The 16,592-nt window shown below is 64.0% G+C and carries 20 protein-coding genes; 7 read left to right on the top strand and 13 right to left on the bottom strand.

Going from position 1 to position 16,592, the window contains the following annotated elements:
• Positions 1-41 precede the first annotated feature (41 nt).
• The 3 genes from AC6I9R_RS06285 to AC6I9R_RS06275 form a co-directional block, all read right to left on the bottom strand.
• Positions 42-617: a hypothetical protein gene (locus AC6I9R_RS06285; protein ID WP_461427974.1), complete on the bottom strand. Its 576-nt coding sequence runs from the start codon at positions 615-617 to the stop codon at positions 42-44.
• On the bottom strand, positions 596-820 hold the full coding sequence (locus AC6I9R_RS06280) for a hypothetical protein (RefSeq protein ID WP_461427973.1): 225 nt from the start codon (positions 818-820) through the stop codon (positions 596-598). The genes AC6I9R_RS06285 and AC6I9R_RS06280 overlap by 22 nt, the downstream gene beginning before the upstream one ends.
• Positions 821-883: 63 nt before the next feature.
• Positions 884-1,474, bottom strand: coding sequence for a riboflavin synthase (locus tag AC6I9R_RS06275; protein ID WP_461427972.1), 591 nt, complete (start codon positions 1,472-1,474; stop codon positions 884-886).
• Positions 1,475-1,672: 198 nt separating this feature from the next.
• Between AC6I9R_RS06275 and AC6I9R_RS06270 the strand changes: the two genes are divergently transcribed.
• From AC6I9R_RS06270 to AC6I9R_RS06260, 3 genes are all read left to right on the top strand, one after another.
• A complete protein-coding gene (locus AC6I9R_RS06270) occupies positions 1,673-2,962 on the top strand; it encodes a capsule polysaccharide biogenesis protein (protein ID WP_461427971.1) in 1,290 nt (429 codons plus the stop codon).
• A 103-nt stretch (positions 2,963-3,065) separates the two neighbouring features.
• The gene (locus AC6I9R_RS06265) at positions 3,066-4,220 is read left to right on the top strand and encodes a polysaccharide biosynthesis/export family protein (protein ID WP_461427970.1); all 1,155 of its coding nucleotides are present in this window, start codon (positions 3,066-3,068) and stop codon (positions 4,218-4,220) included.
• 3 nt (positions 4,221-4,223) lie between these two features.
• The gene (locus tag AC6I9R_RS06260) at positions 4,224-6,263 is read left to right on the top strand and encodes a capsule polysaccharide biogenesis protein (RefSeq protein WP_461427969.1); all 2,040 of its coding nucleotides are present in this window, start codon (positions 4,224-4,226) and stop codon (positions 6,261-6,263) included.
• 182 nt (positions 6,264-6,445) lie between these two features.
• Here the strand turns inward: AC6I9R_RS06260 and ribD are convergent, their stop codons facing one another.
• The 4 genes from ribD to AC6I9R_RS06240 all read right to left on the bottom strand — a co-directional run bounded on the left by ribD (position 6,446) and on the right by AC6I9R_RS06240 (position 9,285).
• On the bottom strand, positions 6,446-7,552 hold the full coding sequence (gene ribD, locus AC6I9R_RS06255) for a bifunctional diaminohydroxyphosphoribosylaminopyrimidine deaminase/5-amino-6-(5-phosphoribosylamino)uracil reductase RibD (protein ID WP_461428182.1): 1,107 nt from the start codon (positions 7,550-7,552) through the stop codon (positions 6,446-6,448).
• A gap of 10 nt (positions 7,553-7,562) precedes the next feature.
• The gene (nrdR, locus tag AC6I9R_RS06250) at positions 7,563-8,033 is read right to left on the bottom strand and encodes a transcriptional regulator NrdR (RefSeq protein WP_461427968.1); all 471 of its coding nucleotides are present in this window, start codon (positions 8,031-8,033) and stop codon (positions 7,563-7,565) included.
• Between the two features lie 170 nt (positions 8,034-8,203).
• Complete coding sequence (locus tag AC6I9R_RS06245) at positions 8,204-8,614, bottom strand: secondary thiamine-phosphate synthase enzyme YjbQ (RefSeq protein ID WP_461428181.1); 411 nt, start codon at positions 8,612-8,614, stop codon at positions 8,204-8,206.
• Between the two features lie 14 nt (positions 8,615-8,628).
• Positions 8,629-9,285, bottom strand: a complete 657-nt coding sequence (locus AC6I9R_RS06240; protein WP_461427967.1) for a DUF2161 domain-containing phosphodiesterase — start codon at positions 9,283-9,285, stop codon at positions 8,629-8,631.
• Positions 9,286-9,489: 204 nt separating this feature from the next.
• On the opposite strand from AC6I9R_RS06240, the gene rpmB reads away from it, so the two are divergent.
• The 3 genes from rpmB to AC6I9R_RS06225 all read left to right on the top strand — a co-directional run bounded on the left by rpmB (position 9,490) and on the right by AC6I9R_RS06225 (position 10,818).
• A complete protein-coding gene (gene rpmB, locus AC6I9R_RS06235; RefSeq protein WP_461427966.1) occupies positions 9,490-9,786 on the top strand; it encodes a 50S ribosomal protein L28 in 297 nt (98 codons plus the stop codon).
• Positions 9,787-9,900: 114 nt separating this feature from the next.
• Entirely contained in the window at positions 9,901-10,257 is a 357-nt protein-coding gene (locus AC6I9R_RS06230) for a DUF2946 family protein (RefSeq protein WP_461427965.1), read from the top strand.
• Between the two features lie 39 nt (positions 10,258-10,296).
• Positions 10,297-10,818 (top strand): copper chaperone PCu(A)C, encoded by a 522-nt coding sequence (locus AC6I9R_RS06225; protein ID WP_461427964.1) that lies wholly within the window; start codon positions 10,297-10,299, stop codon positions 10,816-10,818.
• Between the two features lie 294 nt (positions 10,819-11,112).
• Here the strand turns inward: AC6I9R_RS06225 and AC6I9R_RS06220 are convergent, their stop codons facing one another.
• From AC6I9R_RS06220 to AC6I9R_RS06195, 6 genes are all read right to left on the bottom strand, one after another.
• Positions 11,113-11,667: a hypothetical protein gene (locus AC6I9R_RS06220; protein WP_461427963.1), complete on the bottom strand. Its 555-nt coding sequence runs from the start codon at positions 11,665-11,667 to the stop codon at positions 11,113-11,115.
• A 152-nt stretch (positions 11,668-11,819) separates the two neighbouring features.
• Positions 11,820-12,119 (bottom strand): hypothetical protein, encoded by a 300-nt coding sequence (locus AC6I9R_RS06215; RefSeq protein ID WP_497863077.1) that lies wholly within the window; start codon positions 12,117-12,119, stop codon positions 11,820-11,822.
• Between the two features lie 106 nt (positions 12,120-12,225).
• Positions 12,226-12,471 carry a ParB N-terminal domain-containing protein gene (locus AC6I9R_RS06210; RefSeq protein WP_461427961.1) on the bottom strand — a complete coding sequence of 82 codons (246 nt, stop codon included), beginning with the start codon at positions 12,469-12,471 and terminating at the stop codon, positions 12,226-12,228.
• Positions 12,472-12,533: 62 nt separating this feature from the next.
• Entirely contained in the window at positions 12,534-12,914 is a 381-nt protein-coding gene (locus tag AC6I9R_RS06205) for a type II toxin-antitoxin system death-on-curing family toxin (RefSeq protein ID WP_461427960.1), read from the bottom strand.
• A complete protein-coding gene (locus tag AC6I9R_RS06200) occupies positions 12,911-13,162 on the bottom strand; it encodes a hypothetical protein (RefSeq protein ID WP_461427959.1) in 252 nt (83 codons plus the stop codon). Before AC6I9R_RS06200 ends, AC6I9R_RS06205 begins: the two co-directional genes overlap by 4 nt.
• Positions 13,163-13,269: 107 nt before the next feature.
• Positions 13,270-14,562 (bottom strand): hypothetical protein, encoded by a 1,293-nt coding sequence (locus tag AC6I9R_RS06195; protein WP_461427958.1) that lies wholly within the window; start codon positions 14,560-14,562, stop codon positions 13,270-13,272.
• A gap of 131 nt (positions 14,563-14,693) precedes the next feature.
• On the opposite strand from AC6I9R_RS06195, the gene lepA reads away from it, so the two are divergent.
• Positions 14,694-16,493: a translation elongation factor 4 gene (lepA, locus tag AC6I9R_RS06190; protein ID WP_461427957.1), complete on the top strand. Its 1,800-nt coding sequence runs from the start codon at positions 14,694-14,696 to the stop codon at positions 16,491-16,493.
• Positions 16,494-16,592 lie beyond the last annotated feature (99 nt).

Genomic DNA, 16,592 nt, shown 5'->3' with positions numbered 1-16,592 from the left:
CGCGCCGGTATTGGAAAGGGAGGCGCGCGCACACCGGGTGTTCAGGCGGGGAACATCACGTCACGGGGGATCGTGCCGCCCAGACCGGCGGTGCCGCTCCATTCGGTCTCCAGCGCCGTGGCGGCCACGACGACCAAGCCATCAAACGGAACCGAGGCGTCTTGCGCCATCGCCCGCAATCCGTCGCGCGCGGCCCGCCATGGGGTGGCCAGACCCGGCGCGCGGCCCGCGCCATCAATTATCCCCGCCTCGATCGCCGCCTCAGGATCACGGGGCGCATGGATGGCCACCAACCGCTTTGCCGCGCCCTCCAGCGCGATCAACCGCGCCCGCTCCGGCTCTGGCACCTGGGCGCCCCGCCCCATGCTCAAGGCATTGTCGGAAAACAAAAAGCCCACGATGTCGCGCCCGGTAACGGCGCGCACCGTGGCGTAGCTCTTGTAAGGCAGGCCCAACCGCTCCGCCCGTTTCACCCGCAACCGGACCACTTCCAACGGCAGGCTCGGTAACAACGCGGCCCGCGCCTTGGTCCAGGCGACACGGCGAAATCCCGCACCGGCCTCCATGCTGGGTCCCTTGTTGTGCCCCATCCCCGTCATTGCGCGTCCTCCATCCATTCCACCGACCGCCTCGCGTCCACTTCCGCCTCAGCTTCCCCGGAAAATCCGCCGGCGCCAATCCCCAGAAAGCGCCAGCCATGGGCGTCTTCGGGGTCGCGCCGGCACTCTGCCCAGGAAAACAGCCCATCGACCTCGCGCCGCACATCCACGCAGCGCTGCCCGGACCAATCCTCTATCGACCGCACGACCAATGGCTTCACGCCCGCTCCCCCCTTCATCTTGCCAAATACAACTCAATCCCAACCCTGCCGCCCGCGCTGGCCTCAGGTTTTCCACTCCGCCAGCCGCGCCACATAGCGCGCCAGCGTATCGATCTCGAAATTCACTGCGTCACCCACCTTTGCGGTGCCCCAGGTCGTCACCTCCTTGGTGTGGGGAATGATATTCACCCCAAACTCGGAGCCCGCGACCTCATTAACCGTCAGCGATGTGCCGTTCAGCGCGACCGAGCCCTTGGGGGCCACGAACCGGCCCAGATCACCGGGCACCCGGAAGGTGAACCGGGTGCTGTCCCCCTCCTCAACCATGCCGATAATCTCCGCCACCCCGTCCACATGGCCCGAGACGATGTGCCCGCCCAACTCATCACCCACCTTCAGCGCGCGCTCCAGGTTCAGGCGGCTTCCCACCTCCCAGGTCCCGATGTTGGTTTTCGAGACGCTCTCGGCCGAGATATCGACATCGAACCAATCCGCGCCCATCGCCACCACGGTCAGGCAAACCCCGTCGCACGCGATCGAGGCGCCCAGGTCCACCGTGTCCATGTCATACCCCGTGCCGATGCGGGCGCGCAGGTCGCCGCGGTGCTCCAGCGCGCGGACCTCGCCCAGATCGGTGACTATTCCTGTGAACATCTGCGTGACTTCCCTTTGGCTCCGCTGCTGCCCCCTGATATCGCGCAAAAACCGCCGCCGTCCAGCGTTGCGCCTGCGTGGCCCCAGGGTCGCAGTAGCCACGCAGATGCCACAATTCAGCCCAGACCGCGCCCTTCCCTTTTGCTCTTGTTAAGGAAATCCGGCTAGACAGCCCCAAGACCAGAGGATCCTGCCCCCATGGCGCCCAGCCACACCCACCGCGCCTTCCTGTTCCTGCAAGGCCCCCACGGGCCCTTCTTCGCGCGCCTGGCCGAGATGATGGCAAACGCGGGCGCGAAGGTCTGGCGGGTGGGCTTCAACCGGGGTGATCAAGCGTTCTGGCCCGATAAATCCACCTACCTGCCCTTCACCCAGCCGTCAAAGGGCTGGCCCGACCACATCGCGCACCTTCTGGACGAAAAGGGCATCACCGATCTCGTGCTTTATGGCGACACGCGGCCCATTCATGCCCAGGCGATTGAGCATGCGCGCGCCAAGGGCATCACCGTCCATGTGTTTGAGGAAGGCTACCTGCGCCCCTATTGGGTGACTTATGAGCGCGGCGGCGCCAACGGGCATTCGCGCCTGATGGACACTTCGGTGCAGCAGATGCGCAATGCGCTCAAGGACCTCGACCTCGACCTGCCCGATGCGCCGGCCAAATGGGGCGACATGCGCCAGCATGTCTTCTACGGCGCCGCCTACCATGGCTTCGTCTTGCTCGCTAACCGCGCCTATGCCGCCTTCCGACCGCACCGTGCCCTGACGGTGCGCGATGAATTTCGCCTGTATCTGCGCCGCCTGGCCCTGATGCCCTTCCTCTGGATGGACCGGGTGCAGGCCACCTACCGGATCAAGACCGGCGGCTTCCCCTACCACCTGGCGCTGCTGCAACTGGCCCATGACGCCAGCTTCCGCGACCATGGACCGTTCGAGGATATGGCCGAATTCCTGGAGGTGCTGATCGCGGGCTTCGCCGACGGCGCGCCGTCGCACCACCACCTGGTTTTTAAGGCCCACCCGCTGGAAGATGGCCGCACACCGATCCGCGCCGATATCCGCCGCCTCGCGGCCCTCCACGGCGTCTCGGACCGCGTGCATTACGTGCGCGGCGGCAAGCTGGCGCGGCTTCTGAACGACGCGCGTTCTGCCGTCACCGTGAATTCCACCGCCGCGCAACAGGCGCTCTGGCGCGGACTTCCGCTCAAGGCCTTTGGCCAAGCCGTCTACCTCAAGCCCGAGTTCGTCTCGGACCAATCCCTGCCCGCCTTTTTCCAGAACCCCACCCGCCCCGACAGCCGCGCCTACCGCGATTATCGCCATTATCTGTTGGAAACCTCGCAGATCTCGGGCAGCTATTATTCCGCCCGCGGACGCCGACAGCTTTTGCGCCAGGTGGTCGATATGATGCTGTCATCCGAGGATGCCTATGACGCGCTGGACGCGGGCAGACCGGCACCAAGGCAACACCTTTCGTTGGTGAAATAAGGTATTGCTTGCAAGGGGCTTCCCCGGTGAAGCCTTTTTGGATATCTTACCAAAAAACGAGAATAAAATATCTGAGGCAGTTCAGGCTAAAGGAGCCATCCCCGTGACATCGAGGGTTCCCCGTTTCGCGCGCATCGCCGCGCTTTGCACCTGTGTGGTGTCGATAACTGCGTGTGACGTGCTCACCCGCGTGCTTCCGTCCGCCGGTCCCACCCGCAACCAGATCTTCGCAGGCTCCGTCCAGAACGAAGGCGACGCTTTCGTGGTCGAGGTCAACCAACGCGTCACCGCCGCGACCTCGCTGGTCCCGACCCTGGGCTTCCCGCAGGCGCTGTTGAACGCAGGCGTGGCCGACACCGACCTGATCCGCCCCGGCGACACGCTGACCCTGACCATTTTCGAGAACGTGACCGATGGCCTCCTGGCGGGCGAAGGCTCCAACGCCGCGCAGCTTTCCACGCTGCAGGTCGACAGCTCCGGCTTCATCTTCATCCCCTACGCAGGCCGCATCCGCGCGGCGGGCAACACGCCCGAGCAGCTGCGAGAGGTGATCACCCGCAACCTCGACGAACAAACCCCCGACCCCCAGGTCATCGTCTCGCGCGAAGCGGGCGACGGCGCGACCGTCGTGATCTCGGGCGACGTCAACGGCCAGGGCATCTTCCCGATCGAACGTCCGACGCGGACCCTCTCGGGCATGTTGTCGGCGGCAGGCGGCACCACCAATGACGCTGAAATCACCCGCGTTACCCTGGTACGCGGCGGCCATACCGGCACCGTCTGGTACGAGGATATCTTCCGGGATCCCAACGTCGACATTTCGCTTCGCGCCGATGATCGGATCATCGTCGAAGGCGACACCCGCCGGTTCACCGCCCTTGGCGCGACCGGTGCCCAGACTGTCGTGGATTTCGACAGCCAGGTGATTTCCGCCATCGATGCCATCGCCTCCGTCGGCGGCCTCAACCCCTCGCTCGCGGACCCCACGGGCGTCTTCGTCCTGCGTAACGAGCCCGAGGAACTGGCCAATCTGGTCCTGGCCCGTGATGACCTGATCGGCACCCAGCGGATGATCTACGTGCTCGACCTCACCGCGCCCACCGGCATGTTTGAGGCGCGCGATTTCGTCATTCGTGATGGCGACACGGTCTATGTGACCTCCGCGCCGATCACCCAGTTCAACACCGCGATCTCGGCGCTGACCGGCACCTTGACCGGCGTGACGGGCGTCTCGGATGCGCTTGGCGGCACCAACTGATCCATGACGCCCTTTGGCGATAGCGGGGCGGGGGGCTCAAAGACCTCGCCCCACCGCCGCGCCTATCATTTTAATGCAGGCTTCCTGACCAACGCGCGCGTGCGCCGCATTCTGACCCTCGCGGGCTACGACCTGAAGCTTGGCAAACCCGACGCGACCGATGACGTCGTGGTCTGGGGCCATTCCCCCTACGCCCCGCGCGGTGAAGCGGTGGTGGAGGCCACGGGCGCGCATCTGGTCCGAGTGGAAGACGCCTTCCTCCGCTCCCTCCACCCCGGCCGCTCGGGGGAGCCGCCCCTGGGCCTGGTGATCGACCGGCGCGGCATCTACTTCGACGCCACCCGCGCCTCGGATCTGGAACATATCCTCGCCACCCATCCCTTTGACGACACGGCGCTTTTGAACCGTGCCCGCGATGTCATGGCCCGCATGGCCGAGGGGCACCTGTCAAAGTATTCCGCCCACGACCCGGCTCTGGAACCGCCCGCCCCCGGCTACGTCCTGTTGATCGACCAGACAAAGGGCGACGCGTCGATCACCCTGGGCCAGGCCACCGCCGACAATTTCGCCGAGGCGCTGACTTGGGCCCGCGAAGACCACCCCGATGCCCATATCGTCATCAAGACCCACCCCGAGACGCGCGATGGCCACCGCCCCGGCCACTTCAGCGCCGACACGCTGCCCCCCAATGTCTCCCTCGATGACCGCCCGATCTCGCTCTGGCGCATGTTTGAGGGCGCGCGTGCCGTCTACACCGTGACCTCCCAAGCCGGGTTCGAGGCCATATTGGCGGGCCACAAGCCCGTCACCTTCGGCGTGCCCTTCTACGCCGGATGGGGCCTGACAGATGACCGCCGCCCGGTCCCCGCCCGCCGCCAACGGGTACTGACCCGCGCGCAACTGGTGGCAGGCGCACTACTGCTCTACCCCACCTGGTACGACCCGTACCGCGACGCCTTGGGCCAGGTCGAAGACGTCCTCGGCGCGCTCGAAGCCCAGGCGCGTAGCTGGCGAGAGGACCGCGCAGGTTACGTCGCCCTCGGTATGCGCAGCTGGAAAAAAGGGCATCTGAAGGCGGGCTTCGGTCAGCACGGGGCCTTGGATTTCGCCGATGCGCCGGTGCCCGGCCGCCCCACGATCGTCTGGGCAGGCCGCGAGACGCCCGAGATCGCGGCGGCCTCGGACAGGCTGTTGCGGATGGAAGACGGGTTCCTGCGGTCCCGGGGCCTTGGGGCCGAGCTGGTCCCGCCCCTGTCGCTGGTCCTTGATGACCTCGGGATCTACTACGACCCCACCCGCGAAAGCCGTCTGGAGCGGCTGATCACTGAGGCGGCCGCGCTGCCTTTGCCGCGCCTCGACCGCGCCGAGCGGTTGATCCAGACGCTCCGCCGCGCGGGCCTGACGAAGTACAACATCACCGGCGGGTCGCTTCCGGGCCTGCCCCCTGACCGCGAGGTCATTCTTGTGCCCGGGCAGGTCGAAGATGATGCCTCCATCCGTCTCGGCACCGGTACGATCAACACCAACGCCGCTCTTCTGGCCGAGGCCCGGCGTCTGCATCCCGATGCCTACCTGATCTACAAACCCCACCCCGATGTGGAGGCCGGATTGCGCATCGGAGCGTTGCCCGACGACGCCCACCCGCTCGCCGATCACATCGCCGATCAAACCGGGGCCGAGGCGCTTTTGGCCGTCGCAAACCGCGTCGTCACCATGACCTCGGCCATGGGGTTTGAGGCGCTGGTCCGCGGCCTTCCCGTAACGACGTTAGGCGCGCCCTTCTATGCCGGTTGGGGCCTGACCACGGACCTGGGCGACGTGCCATCGCGCCGCTGCGCGCAGCCCTCGCTTGCCGCTTTGGTCCACGCCGCGCTCATCACCTACCCGCGCTACATGGATCCCGTCACCGGCCTGCCCTGCCCCGTTGAAATCGCGGTCGAGCGCCTTGCATCAGGCGACGGTGTCCCGCGCAAACCAAGCCTCCGGGCCCTGGCCAAACTGCAGGGCTGGCTTGCGGGCCAAAGCTGGCTTTGGCGTCGCTAAAGCGTTCCGCCAAAAACCTGAGTAACAGCTTTTGGGGGAGCGCAGTGCAACGCTTGATCGTTGCGCGCGCCCCGCCTTTATCTGATGTCTCAGGTTAAAGGCGGGACGCTCTAGATAGCAGAAATCCACCCGCGTGGAGCATTATTCACAGGTTTATCCACAGATATCCGTCTAATTTCGAACTATTCAGCGGGCCGCGTCCAGATACTCAAAGCGTCCGGTCCGACACCCTCAACCCTATCCAGCGCGAACCGAGGCGCCCCTGACAGCGCCCCCAATCCCATCGCGCCGACCGAGGGCGTTCCCTCCGCGCCGATCACCAGACCGCCCGAGAAAACGGCCAGGTCGTCCACCAGATCTGACGCCAAAAGTGACGCCGCAAGCGCCCCGCCGCCTTCGCAGAACACGCGCGTCAGCCCGGCCTCGCCCAGCGCCGAGAGAACCGCCGCAAGGTCCATCTGGCCGCCTTCCTCCAGCCCCGCTTCCAGCAGTTGCGCGCCCGCACCAAGCCAGGCCTCCCTCGCCGCGACGGGCGCGTCGGGGCCGTGGACCAACCACACCGGAACCTTTCGCGCCGTGCGCCCCAGGTTGGAGACCACCGGCACGTCCAGGCGCCGCGAGACGACAACGCGCACGGGCTGGGGCACGTCGCCGAAACCGCGCACTGTCAAGGACGGATCATCGGCCCGCGCCGTGCCCGCGCCGACCATCACCGCATCGTGCGTCAGCCGCATCCCATGCACCCGCCGCCGCGCGTCCGGCCCGGTAATCCACTGACTCTCACCGCTCGCCGTGGCGATCCGCCCATCCACGGACGTCGCCAGTTTCAGCGTCACCATCGGACGCCCCGAACGCACCCGCGTGAAGAACCCAAGATGCGCCCGCTCGGCCTCTGCCGCCCTCACGCCAACAACCACCTCGACCCCCGCCGCGCGCAGCCGCGCGATCCCGCCGCCCGCAACCCGAGGGTCCGGGTCCGTACAGGCCACGACGACGCGCGTAACACCGGCGTCAATCAGCGCCTGGGCACAGGGCCCCGTCTGTCCAACATGATTGCAGGGCTCTAGCGAGACGTAAGCGCAGGCGCCCGCGGCCTTAACGCCCGCCTGTCCCAGTGCCACGACCTCGGCATGGGGCCGCCCACCGGGCGCTGTCCAGCCGCGCCCGACCACCCGGCCTTCCCGTACCAGAACGCAGCCCACCGCCGGGTTCGGCCACACGCGCCCAAGGCCCCGCGCGCCAAGCGACAGCGCCAGAGCCATCCAGCGTGCGTCAGCCTCCCCAACCAAGGGGGGCACGTCAGCTCTCGGTCTGTTGCGCAGGTGGACGCAGTTCGGCCAGGAAATCCTCGAAGTCGTCCGTGGCCTGGAAGTTCTTGTAAACACTCGCAAAACGCACGTAGGCGACAGTATCAATCGCCGCCAGGCGTTCCATCACGATCTCGCCGATGACCTTGGATTGCACGTCCGTCTCGCCCAGGCTTTCCAGCCGCCGCACCATGCCCGAGATCATCTGATCCACGCGCTCGGGCTCAATCGGGCGCTTTTGCAGCGCCATCCGGATCGAGCGTTCCAGCTTCGTCCGGTCAAAATCCTCGCGCTTGCCGCTGGATTTGATCACCACCAGATCGCGCAATTGCACGCGCTCGTAGGTCGTGAAACGGCCCGCGCAGGCCGGGCAAAACCGCCGCCGCCGGATCGCCACATGATCTTCAGCAGGACGCGAGTCCTTCACCTGGGTGTCAATATTTCCGCAAAATGGGCAACGCATGGCGCAGCCTCCTGTCCCTATCGCGCATGGAGAACTCTCGCCGCGCCTACCTCAATCCTTGGGGCTTATGCCCGCTTATCCACAGGCACTATAGGGAGGCGCGCATGCCTTGTGTAGGCCCTAATCGTCCCCACACCATGTAGCGCAGGTGACCTGTTGCAGTCGCGCCATCACGCGAAGTGGGCCGCGACAAGGCGACGGTGCGGGGCATCGCGATGTTCAACCAGGTAAATGCCCTGCCAGGTGCCCAGCCGCATCCGCCCGGATTGTACCGGCACCTGCAAGGACACGGGCAGGAGGGCGGCCTTGATATGGGCGGGCATATCATCGGGGCCTTCGGCCACATGGCGCATCCAGGCCATGGACGGGTCATCGGCGCGGGGCGCCAGCCGGTCGAGGTAGACCATCAGGTCGTCTTGCACGTCCGGGTCCGCGTTTTCCTGGATCAACAGCGAGGCCGAGGTATGGCGCACCATCAGGGTCAGCACCCCGCTGCCCGCCCCCGCCAGCCACCGCGCGACCTCGGCGGTGAACTCGTACAGCCCCGGACCGCGCGTGGTGATCTCGAAATCCGTTTGCATCGCGCCCACTTTCATCAGCCGCCTTCCGCCACGGCTCGGCCCGTGTCAGTCAACGCATAGACGCCCACGGCCACCTTCTCGAACCAGCCATAGTGGTTGTTGCGCATGATCAGCGTCGCCCGCGCCACGCCGGTGGATTTCGCCACCTCCGCGCCCTTGGCTTCGCCTGCAAGCGCCAGGAACTCGGCGCACAACAACGCCTCCTGCCGGTATGCCGTCACCCGCGCGCCCTGCAGGCCGCCCAGGTTCGGATCGCCCTCGCGTTTCTCGAACTCGGCCACGATGGCGCGCTTCTTGCGCGCGACTTTGCGCGGCGCGTAAGGGCCCGGCTCTGCGTAGACCTTCACCGCGCCCGCCGCCACATCGACGCCGATCACCCCCAGGCCCAACCGCCGCGCCATGCGCACGTTTTCGCGCAGTGCCTTCAGCCAGGGCCGACCTTTCCCTTTCGCCACGGCCACATAGACGCAATCGCACAGCGCCAGCCGCGCGATCCCCTGGTGGAACAACGTCAGGGAAAACCCCTTCTTCAGCTCGACCACCACCATGTCGTCGCCCGCGCCCCCCGGGCGCAGGCCCACGACATCCGCCGGACCCACCTCGCCCTTCACCTCAAAGCCCTGCGCCTCCAGAAAGGCCTTCACGGGCGGATATAGATCGGTCTCTTTCATCGCGCGCCACGCTACGCCCATTCCCGGCTGGCGTGAATCCCCCAATCCACCCAAGAAACGGCCCACAAACGCCTTGACACCCTGTCGCTGCCTCCGTACTCCCCAATCCAGATTTTCCGGGCGTCCGAGCTTCCTCGGCGCCCTATTGGTTTCAGAGGCCCGGCCCCGCGCCCAGCCCTGGTTGAGATATGAGAAGGACACCCCATGTCGCGCGTCTGCGAACTGACCGGCAAAGGCCCGATGACGGGCAACAACGTAAGCCACGCCAATAACAAGACCAAGCGCCGCTTCCTCCCGAACCTGAGCGATGTGACGCTCGGTTCGGACACCCTGGATCGCCGCTTCAAGCTGCGCATCTCCAACGCCGCGCTGCGCACGGTGGATCACCGCGGCGGTCTGGACGCGTTCATGGCGAAAGCCAAGGACTCGGAGCTGTCCGAGCGCGCGCTGAAGATCAAGAAAGAGATCGCGAAAGCCCAGGCCGCCGCAGCCTCGGCCTAAGCCGCACCTCTTTTTGCAAGTGTTTGCCCATCGCCCCGCCGGGAACCCCCCGCGCGGGGCGATGGCGTTTTTGTCGCTTGGTGATCCGTTTCACTGCACGCTACACGTAAGCACATGATCCGCCGCGCGCTCCTTCATATGCTTCTGGCCCTCGCCCTCGTGCTCAGCGGCCTCACCGCCGTCGTGGCAGAGACGCGCATGGCGGCGGCGGGCGGCTATTGCGGCACCGGCGCGCCGGACCTGTTGCTCGATGCCTCGGGCCTGCCGCTTCTGGACGCCGACGGCCAAGCCATCGCAGCGCCCGAATGCCCCGCCTGCCTGCTTGCCTTTGCGGCCCTCGCGCCCACACCTCCAGCGGCCACAACGCCCCTTCTTCTGATCCGCCAAGCGGACCCGCTGACGCCCGCCCCCCTCCCTCTCCCTGTCGTCCTATTGAGCGCCCAGGCCCGTGCCCCACCGGACCTGGCCTGAGCCGCACCCCACCCCAACGACACAGGAAGAGAGACCGACATGCCCTTCAAAACAACGCTTCTCGCCACCGCCTTCGCGGTGCTCCCCGCCTTGGCGCACGCCCATATGGTGATCGAGGACGCCTACGCCCGCGCCTCCAGCCCCGTCGCCCAATCCGGCGCGGCTTTCATGACCATCTTCAACCACAATGACTTCGACGACCGCCTGATCGGCGTGAGTTCCGACGCCGCCGAGCGGTTGGAGCTTCACACCCACATCATGGAAGACAACGGCGTCATGCGCATGGTCGAGGTGGAAGAAGGCTTCCCCATCGCCGCCGGAGAGACCATCGCGCTGGAACGCGGCGGCATGCACGTGATGCTTCTGGGCCTGACCAATCCGTTGGTCCAGGGCGAAGAGATTGAGATCACCTTCACCTTCGAAACCTCAGATCCGGTGACCCACACAATCACTATCGACAACGAACGCCAGCCCGAAGCGGGCGCCCATGGCGGTCACGGCGACCACAGCGGCCATGGCTCGGAAGAGCACGACCACGCGGGCCACCGCACCGACGGCTGACCCCGATATGGCCCCACGCTGCGCCAATGTAGCGTGGGCGCCCCCCAAACAAGACGTAGCCAAGTGCCACTCGACCCCTTGCAGCCGTTTACGCAAGCTCCCTGACACTGGCTCCTGAGAGCTATCTGAAGTCCAAATCCCTGCTGACAGGACGTGTGAGCCCACATGCCACCCGCATTGATAGAAGCCATTTGCGCATCCATCGCCCTTACACACAGGTCTCAGGACACAAATCTCCGGCCCCGGCACCGAAAGCCAACACACCACAGGCCTCCCCCAGACCAGCGGGGCCGGTCACATCATCGCCGCCGCCGAGCGTGCCGTGAACACCCGGATGTAATCCCCCGGCGACGAACCCGCCCAGTAGACCCACAGCCGGAACGGGTCATCCTCGTCGATCCACACCTGATCGCCCCGCTCCAACCCGCGCAGCTCCAGGCTCAGGTAGGTCACACGCGTATTCGCCAGAAAATCCGTCGCCGCCATGCTCTCCTGCAGCGCCGCGATCCCCAGGATCGGCGCGTCGAAATCGACGTAGCCGTATTGCGTGCCGTTGATGCTGTCGAAAAACACGTAGTGGCTCGCCACCACGGTGCCCGCCGGGATCGCCCCCAGATCGCCCCCGCCGATGTCCACGCGAATAGGCTCGATCAGCAGAATATTCTGATCCTCGTCAAAGGCATAGAGGTGGTCGGTGTTGAACGTATCGGCCCCGACCGCGAAGGGCTCGGCGGTGTCGAGCTTCACGAAAGTGCCGCCGCCTGTCTGCTGCAGGATCTCTCCCCCCAGCACCGTCGCGCCAGCGGGCATCGCCGCCAAGCCCATGCACAGCATCAAAACTCGGATCATCACCCGCCCTCCCGATTTGGGCCGAGCCTATCCGACCCCGCGCCATCCCTGTCCTGACAGTTCCGTGATCGCCAGCCGCAGCGCGCTAGCGCGCCACCCTACCCGCAGCGCGCTAGCGCGCCACCCTACCCGCAGCGCTGCTGCGCGCCAATCTACCCGCAGCGCTGCTGCGCAAGCGACGAGAACGTGCGCCACGCGGCCCACATCTCCTCATCCGAGGCACGGTCCGATTGCCGCGTATCCTGGGCGCGCTGCGGATCATCGAACCACCGCGCCCCCTCGCGCATCTGGCTGCGCGTCAGCGTATCGCCCGCCGCATCGCCGATGCACGAACAAAGCGCACGCGACGCATCGCGGTCCGAGGCCATACAGGCCCGCTGGATCGGGTTGGCGTTGGCAGAGGTCGGCACGGCCAGAAATGCAGCCGCAAGAACGGGGTATATCAATCGCATAATGAATGCCTCAGGGTTGGAACGGGTCTTTGCGCCCGGATCTGCTCTGACGCGCAATATGCCAGACGCCCCCCGCCCCGGTCAATTCACGCTTTCGAAGGCTGTTCTAATGGAGCCGCGCCTGCGTCACATAAACCACGACCTTCTCTTCGCCCAGCGCCCTCAAGGCCTCCAACCGATGCAGGCCCTCCAGCAACACATACCGCCCCTTCCCCTCGCGAACCCGTATCGGCGTCACCTGCCCGTTCTCCAGAATATCATTGGCGAGAGCGTCCACCTTCTCAGGCTCCAACGTCTTCTTGCGCGGCCCAGGCACGTAGATGTCAGCGATACGCAGAGGGATAGGGTTCATGGGGCGGTCCTTGTCTCGGTGCTCCTACAAATCCTATCCACGCCCCACCCGCAGGCATAGCCCTATTGCGCCGCGACAACCCGCAACCACCGCGCCATGTCCTCAGCCCCTGCACGCCCCTGGGCCAAATCGATAATCCTGGGGCCGACGTCATCGGGCGTGAATTCCATAACGATCCCATTTACGTGCAAACACACGGCCATTACCTGAAACGCCGTCCGCTTATTGGCGTCATTGAAGCAATGGCCTTGACCGATCGCCTCCGCGTAGGCCGCCGCCAAGTCAAAGGCATCGTCGATCATCCCAAAGGCAACCCGGTTTTCCACCCGCGCCAACGCACCCTCCAACGACTTGTCACGCGCAAAACCCTGCAACTCGCCGGGGTTCAGCACGGCATCATGGATGGCAATCACAACCTCCGCCGGGAAGAGCCGATAGCTCATTTGTCCTTGAGGTAATCCAGCACCGGCTGATCCATCACGCGCCGCTGCCCAAGGATCTCCATCACCTCGTCCATCGTCGCGCCCCGGTGCTCCCCCGGATCGCTGCACGCCTCCGCAGGCACCAAGTACGCCACAGGCTTGGAGTTCTTCAGGATCGCTACAGGCTTCCCGTTTGCACGGTTAAGAACCTTCTGCGGCTCCCGCATTTCTGTCATTGAGGCGATTTCGGTGGTGAGTAGACGTGTCATGGCGCGCGCTCCTGAATGCCCATCAAAATACACATTTCATCGCACATTTCAACCCACGCAAACTTTTGAATAGGTTTCGCTTCACCGTTCACAGCCACAGCCACTGCCTATCGCCCGATCAATGGAGACGCCTTGTAAAGCGCCTCGCCATAGCTGCGCAGGTTCGTGAACGTCATTGCGCTCGGGGTCCATCCAAAGAAATGACACGTCGCATACCCCAGCGCGCCAATTGCCCAAGGACTGGTCACAGTCTTAGCTAATCCTTCAATCGCGGCGACTTTAAAGCGTCCGTCGAGCGTTTTCTCCAACGCAACCTTCAGCTCACCTTCAAGCTGAGCGACCCGTCCGTTGAGCGTTTCAATTTCCAATTTTAGATCTTGCTCACGATTCAAGCTTTCGGCAGAATCTTCTGCCAATCTTGCAATACGACGAAAGTGCGCAGGTAAGGCCTCCATTGCAGCAAATTCGTCAGGTAGGAAGTTTTCACCCGTCGCGTTGAGGTATTCGTGTATTGCGCGGTTGATAGTCTCGGCGGACGATACCGCAAATTCATAGGTTACATCTGGTGTAGAAAGCAGCCCCTTTATCAATTCCTGAAAGGTCGCCTTTTCGATGGCGGGAACATTTTCCGGACGGCTGGCGTCTGGAGTTTTCTGATTGGCTTCAACCTGTACGATCGCGTCTGCCACGGATTCTGGCCCTGCTTCCCAAACCTCATTCGGAAGCAATGCTACCTTTTCTTGTAGGTCCCAGCTGATGGGGTTCCCAGACATCGCGCGGGTGTACCAATTAGTCCAAAAAACCCACACGGAATCGATCTTCGTGAGATCAATTAGGTCCTCCCTGTAATGATCGATAGCTTGATCCAATTCTACAGGTGTCGGCACAGGAGCGGTGTGAAGGTTGTCGGAAAACCGTTCAACATCATAAACCAGCGCAGTTTCAAAAACAGCAGATGAGGCTCTCAGATCGTCTCCTCGACCAATCGCATGGTAAGCGAATTGAGTTGTGTCGATAACAGTTCTTACATTACTCCATTTTTCTGGTTTTCCATTTCGCTTAGTACTTCCGAGAGCCGCCGTAGCTACGGCGCGCATTACGCTAGCGGGCATTCGGGCATCGTAGTCTCGCACAAACGACATGGCGTATGAAGGGCCAGCTGAAGAGAGAGACGCAAGAATTTTTTGAAAGGCTTGGTTTGGACGGTTGTTGTTTACTGCGATCGTTAACAAAACTCTAACAGTCCAGATTGCCATTTTGCCGAACTTTTCGTCGGCTGACGACACGAAAAAAACGATTGGAAGCACTCGCATAGCACATCTGTATGCCAATACTGGCAGAACACTATCGTCTTGTTCCCGCAACCAAGACTCGAAATCGCTGTTTTTTTCCTCTTCCACGGCCGCTAACCCCCAAGACTTTGAAAGTGTGAATCAATTCAACGAAAGAGACAAGGTGTTCCAGCCCCCTTCCCTCCCCCTCCCTCACACGCTACATCCCCTTCAAACCTTCGCACGCAAGGGCCGCCCACATGACCGACCTCAACCGCATCCGCAACTTCTCCATCGTGGCCCATATCGACCACGGCAAGTCGACCCTTGCGGACCGCCTCATCCAGCTGACCGGCACCGTGGCCGCGCGGGACATGCAGGCCCAACTCCTCGACCAGATGGATATCGAGCGCGAGCGGGGGATCACCATCAAGGCCAACACCGTCCGCATCGAATACCCCGCGAACGACGGCCACACCTACATCCTCAACCTCATCGACACGCCGGGCCACGTCGACTTCGCCTATGAGGTCTCCCGCTCCATGCAGGCCGTCGAAGGCTCGCTGCTCGTGGTGGACGCCTCGCAGGGCGTGGAGGCCCAGACGCTCGCCAACGTCTACCAGGCCATCGACGCGGATCATGACATCGTCCCCGTCCTCAACAAGGTCGACCTCCCCGCCGCCGAGCCCGACCGGGTCCGCGAACAGATCGAAGACGTCATCGGCATCGACGCCAGTGAAGCCGTTGAAATCTCCGCCAAAACCGGCGTGGGCATCCCGGATGTGCTGGAGGCCATCGTCACCCGCCTGCCTGCCCCCAAGGGCGATCCCGACGCGCCCCTCAAGGCCATGCTGGTCGACAGCTACTACGACCCCTATCTCGGCGTCGTCGTCCTGATCCGCGTCATCGACGGCACGATCAAGAAGGGCGACAAGATCAAGATGATGCGCACCGGCGGGCAATATCCCGTCGACCGCCTCGGCGTCTTCCGCCCGAAGATGGAGGACATCGCGGAGCTTGGCCCCGGCGAGATGGGCTTCCTCACCGCCTCCATCAAGCAGGTCCGTGACACCCGTGTCGGCGACACAATCACCCACGACAAACACGGCGCGACCGAGCCGCTTCCAGGCTTCAAACCCTCCCAACCCGTGGTCTTCTGCGGCCTCTTCCCCGTGGACACCAACCAGTTCGAGGACCTGCGCGACGCCATCGAGAAACTCGCCCTCAACGACGCCTCCTTCTCCCACGAGATGGAGACCTCCGCCGCCCTCGGCTTCGGCTTCCGCTGTGGCTTCCTGGGCCTCCTCCACCTCGAAGTGATCCGCGACCGACTGGAGCGGGAATACGACATCGACCTCATCACCACCGCTCCCAGCGTGATCTACCACGTCTACCAGCGCGACGACACGATGACCGAGCTTCACAACCCCGCCGACATGCCCGACCCCGCCACCATCGACCGGATCGAGGAGCCTCGGATCAAGGCCACCATCCTCGTCCCCGACGAATACCTGGGCGACGTCCTGAAACTCTGCCAGGACCGCCGCGGCATCCAGATCGACCTCACCTACGCCGGCACCCGCGCCATGGTCGTCTACGACCTGCCGCTCAACGAGGTGGTGTTTGATTTCTACGATAGGCTCAAAAGCGTTACCAAAGGGTATGCGTCCTTTGATTATCAAATGATCGGCTACCGCGAGGACGCCCTGGTCAAGATGCAGGTGCTGGTCAACGACGAGCCCGTCGACGCCCTCTCCATCATGGTCCACCGCGACCGCGCCGAGACCCGCGGCCGCGCCATGGTCGAAAAACTCAAGGACCTCATCCCCCGCCACATGTTCAAAATCCCGATCCAGGCGGCGATCGGCGGCCGCGTGATCGCCCGCGAAACGCTATCCGCCATGCGCAAGGACGTGACGGCGAAGTGTTATGGGGGGGATGCGTCGAGGAAGCGGAAGTTGCTGGATAAGCAGAAGGCGGGTAAGAAGAAGATGAGGCAGTTTGGGAAGGTGGAGATCCCTCAGTCGGCCTTCATCAGCGCCCTGAAGATGGACAGCTAACCCGTAGGGTGCACATTCATTGTGCACCCCCACGCGTAGGGCGGGACTTGTCCCGCCGCTGGGCGGCCAGACTTAGAGCGCAACCGGGAATTTCGAACG

The organism is Gymnodinialimonas sp., assembly GCF_059726805.1.
This window is presented reverse-complemented; position numbering and strand designations above follow the sequence as displayed.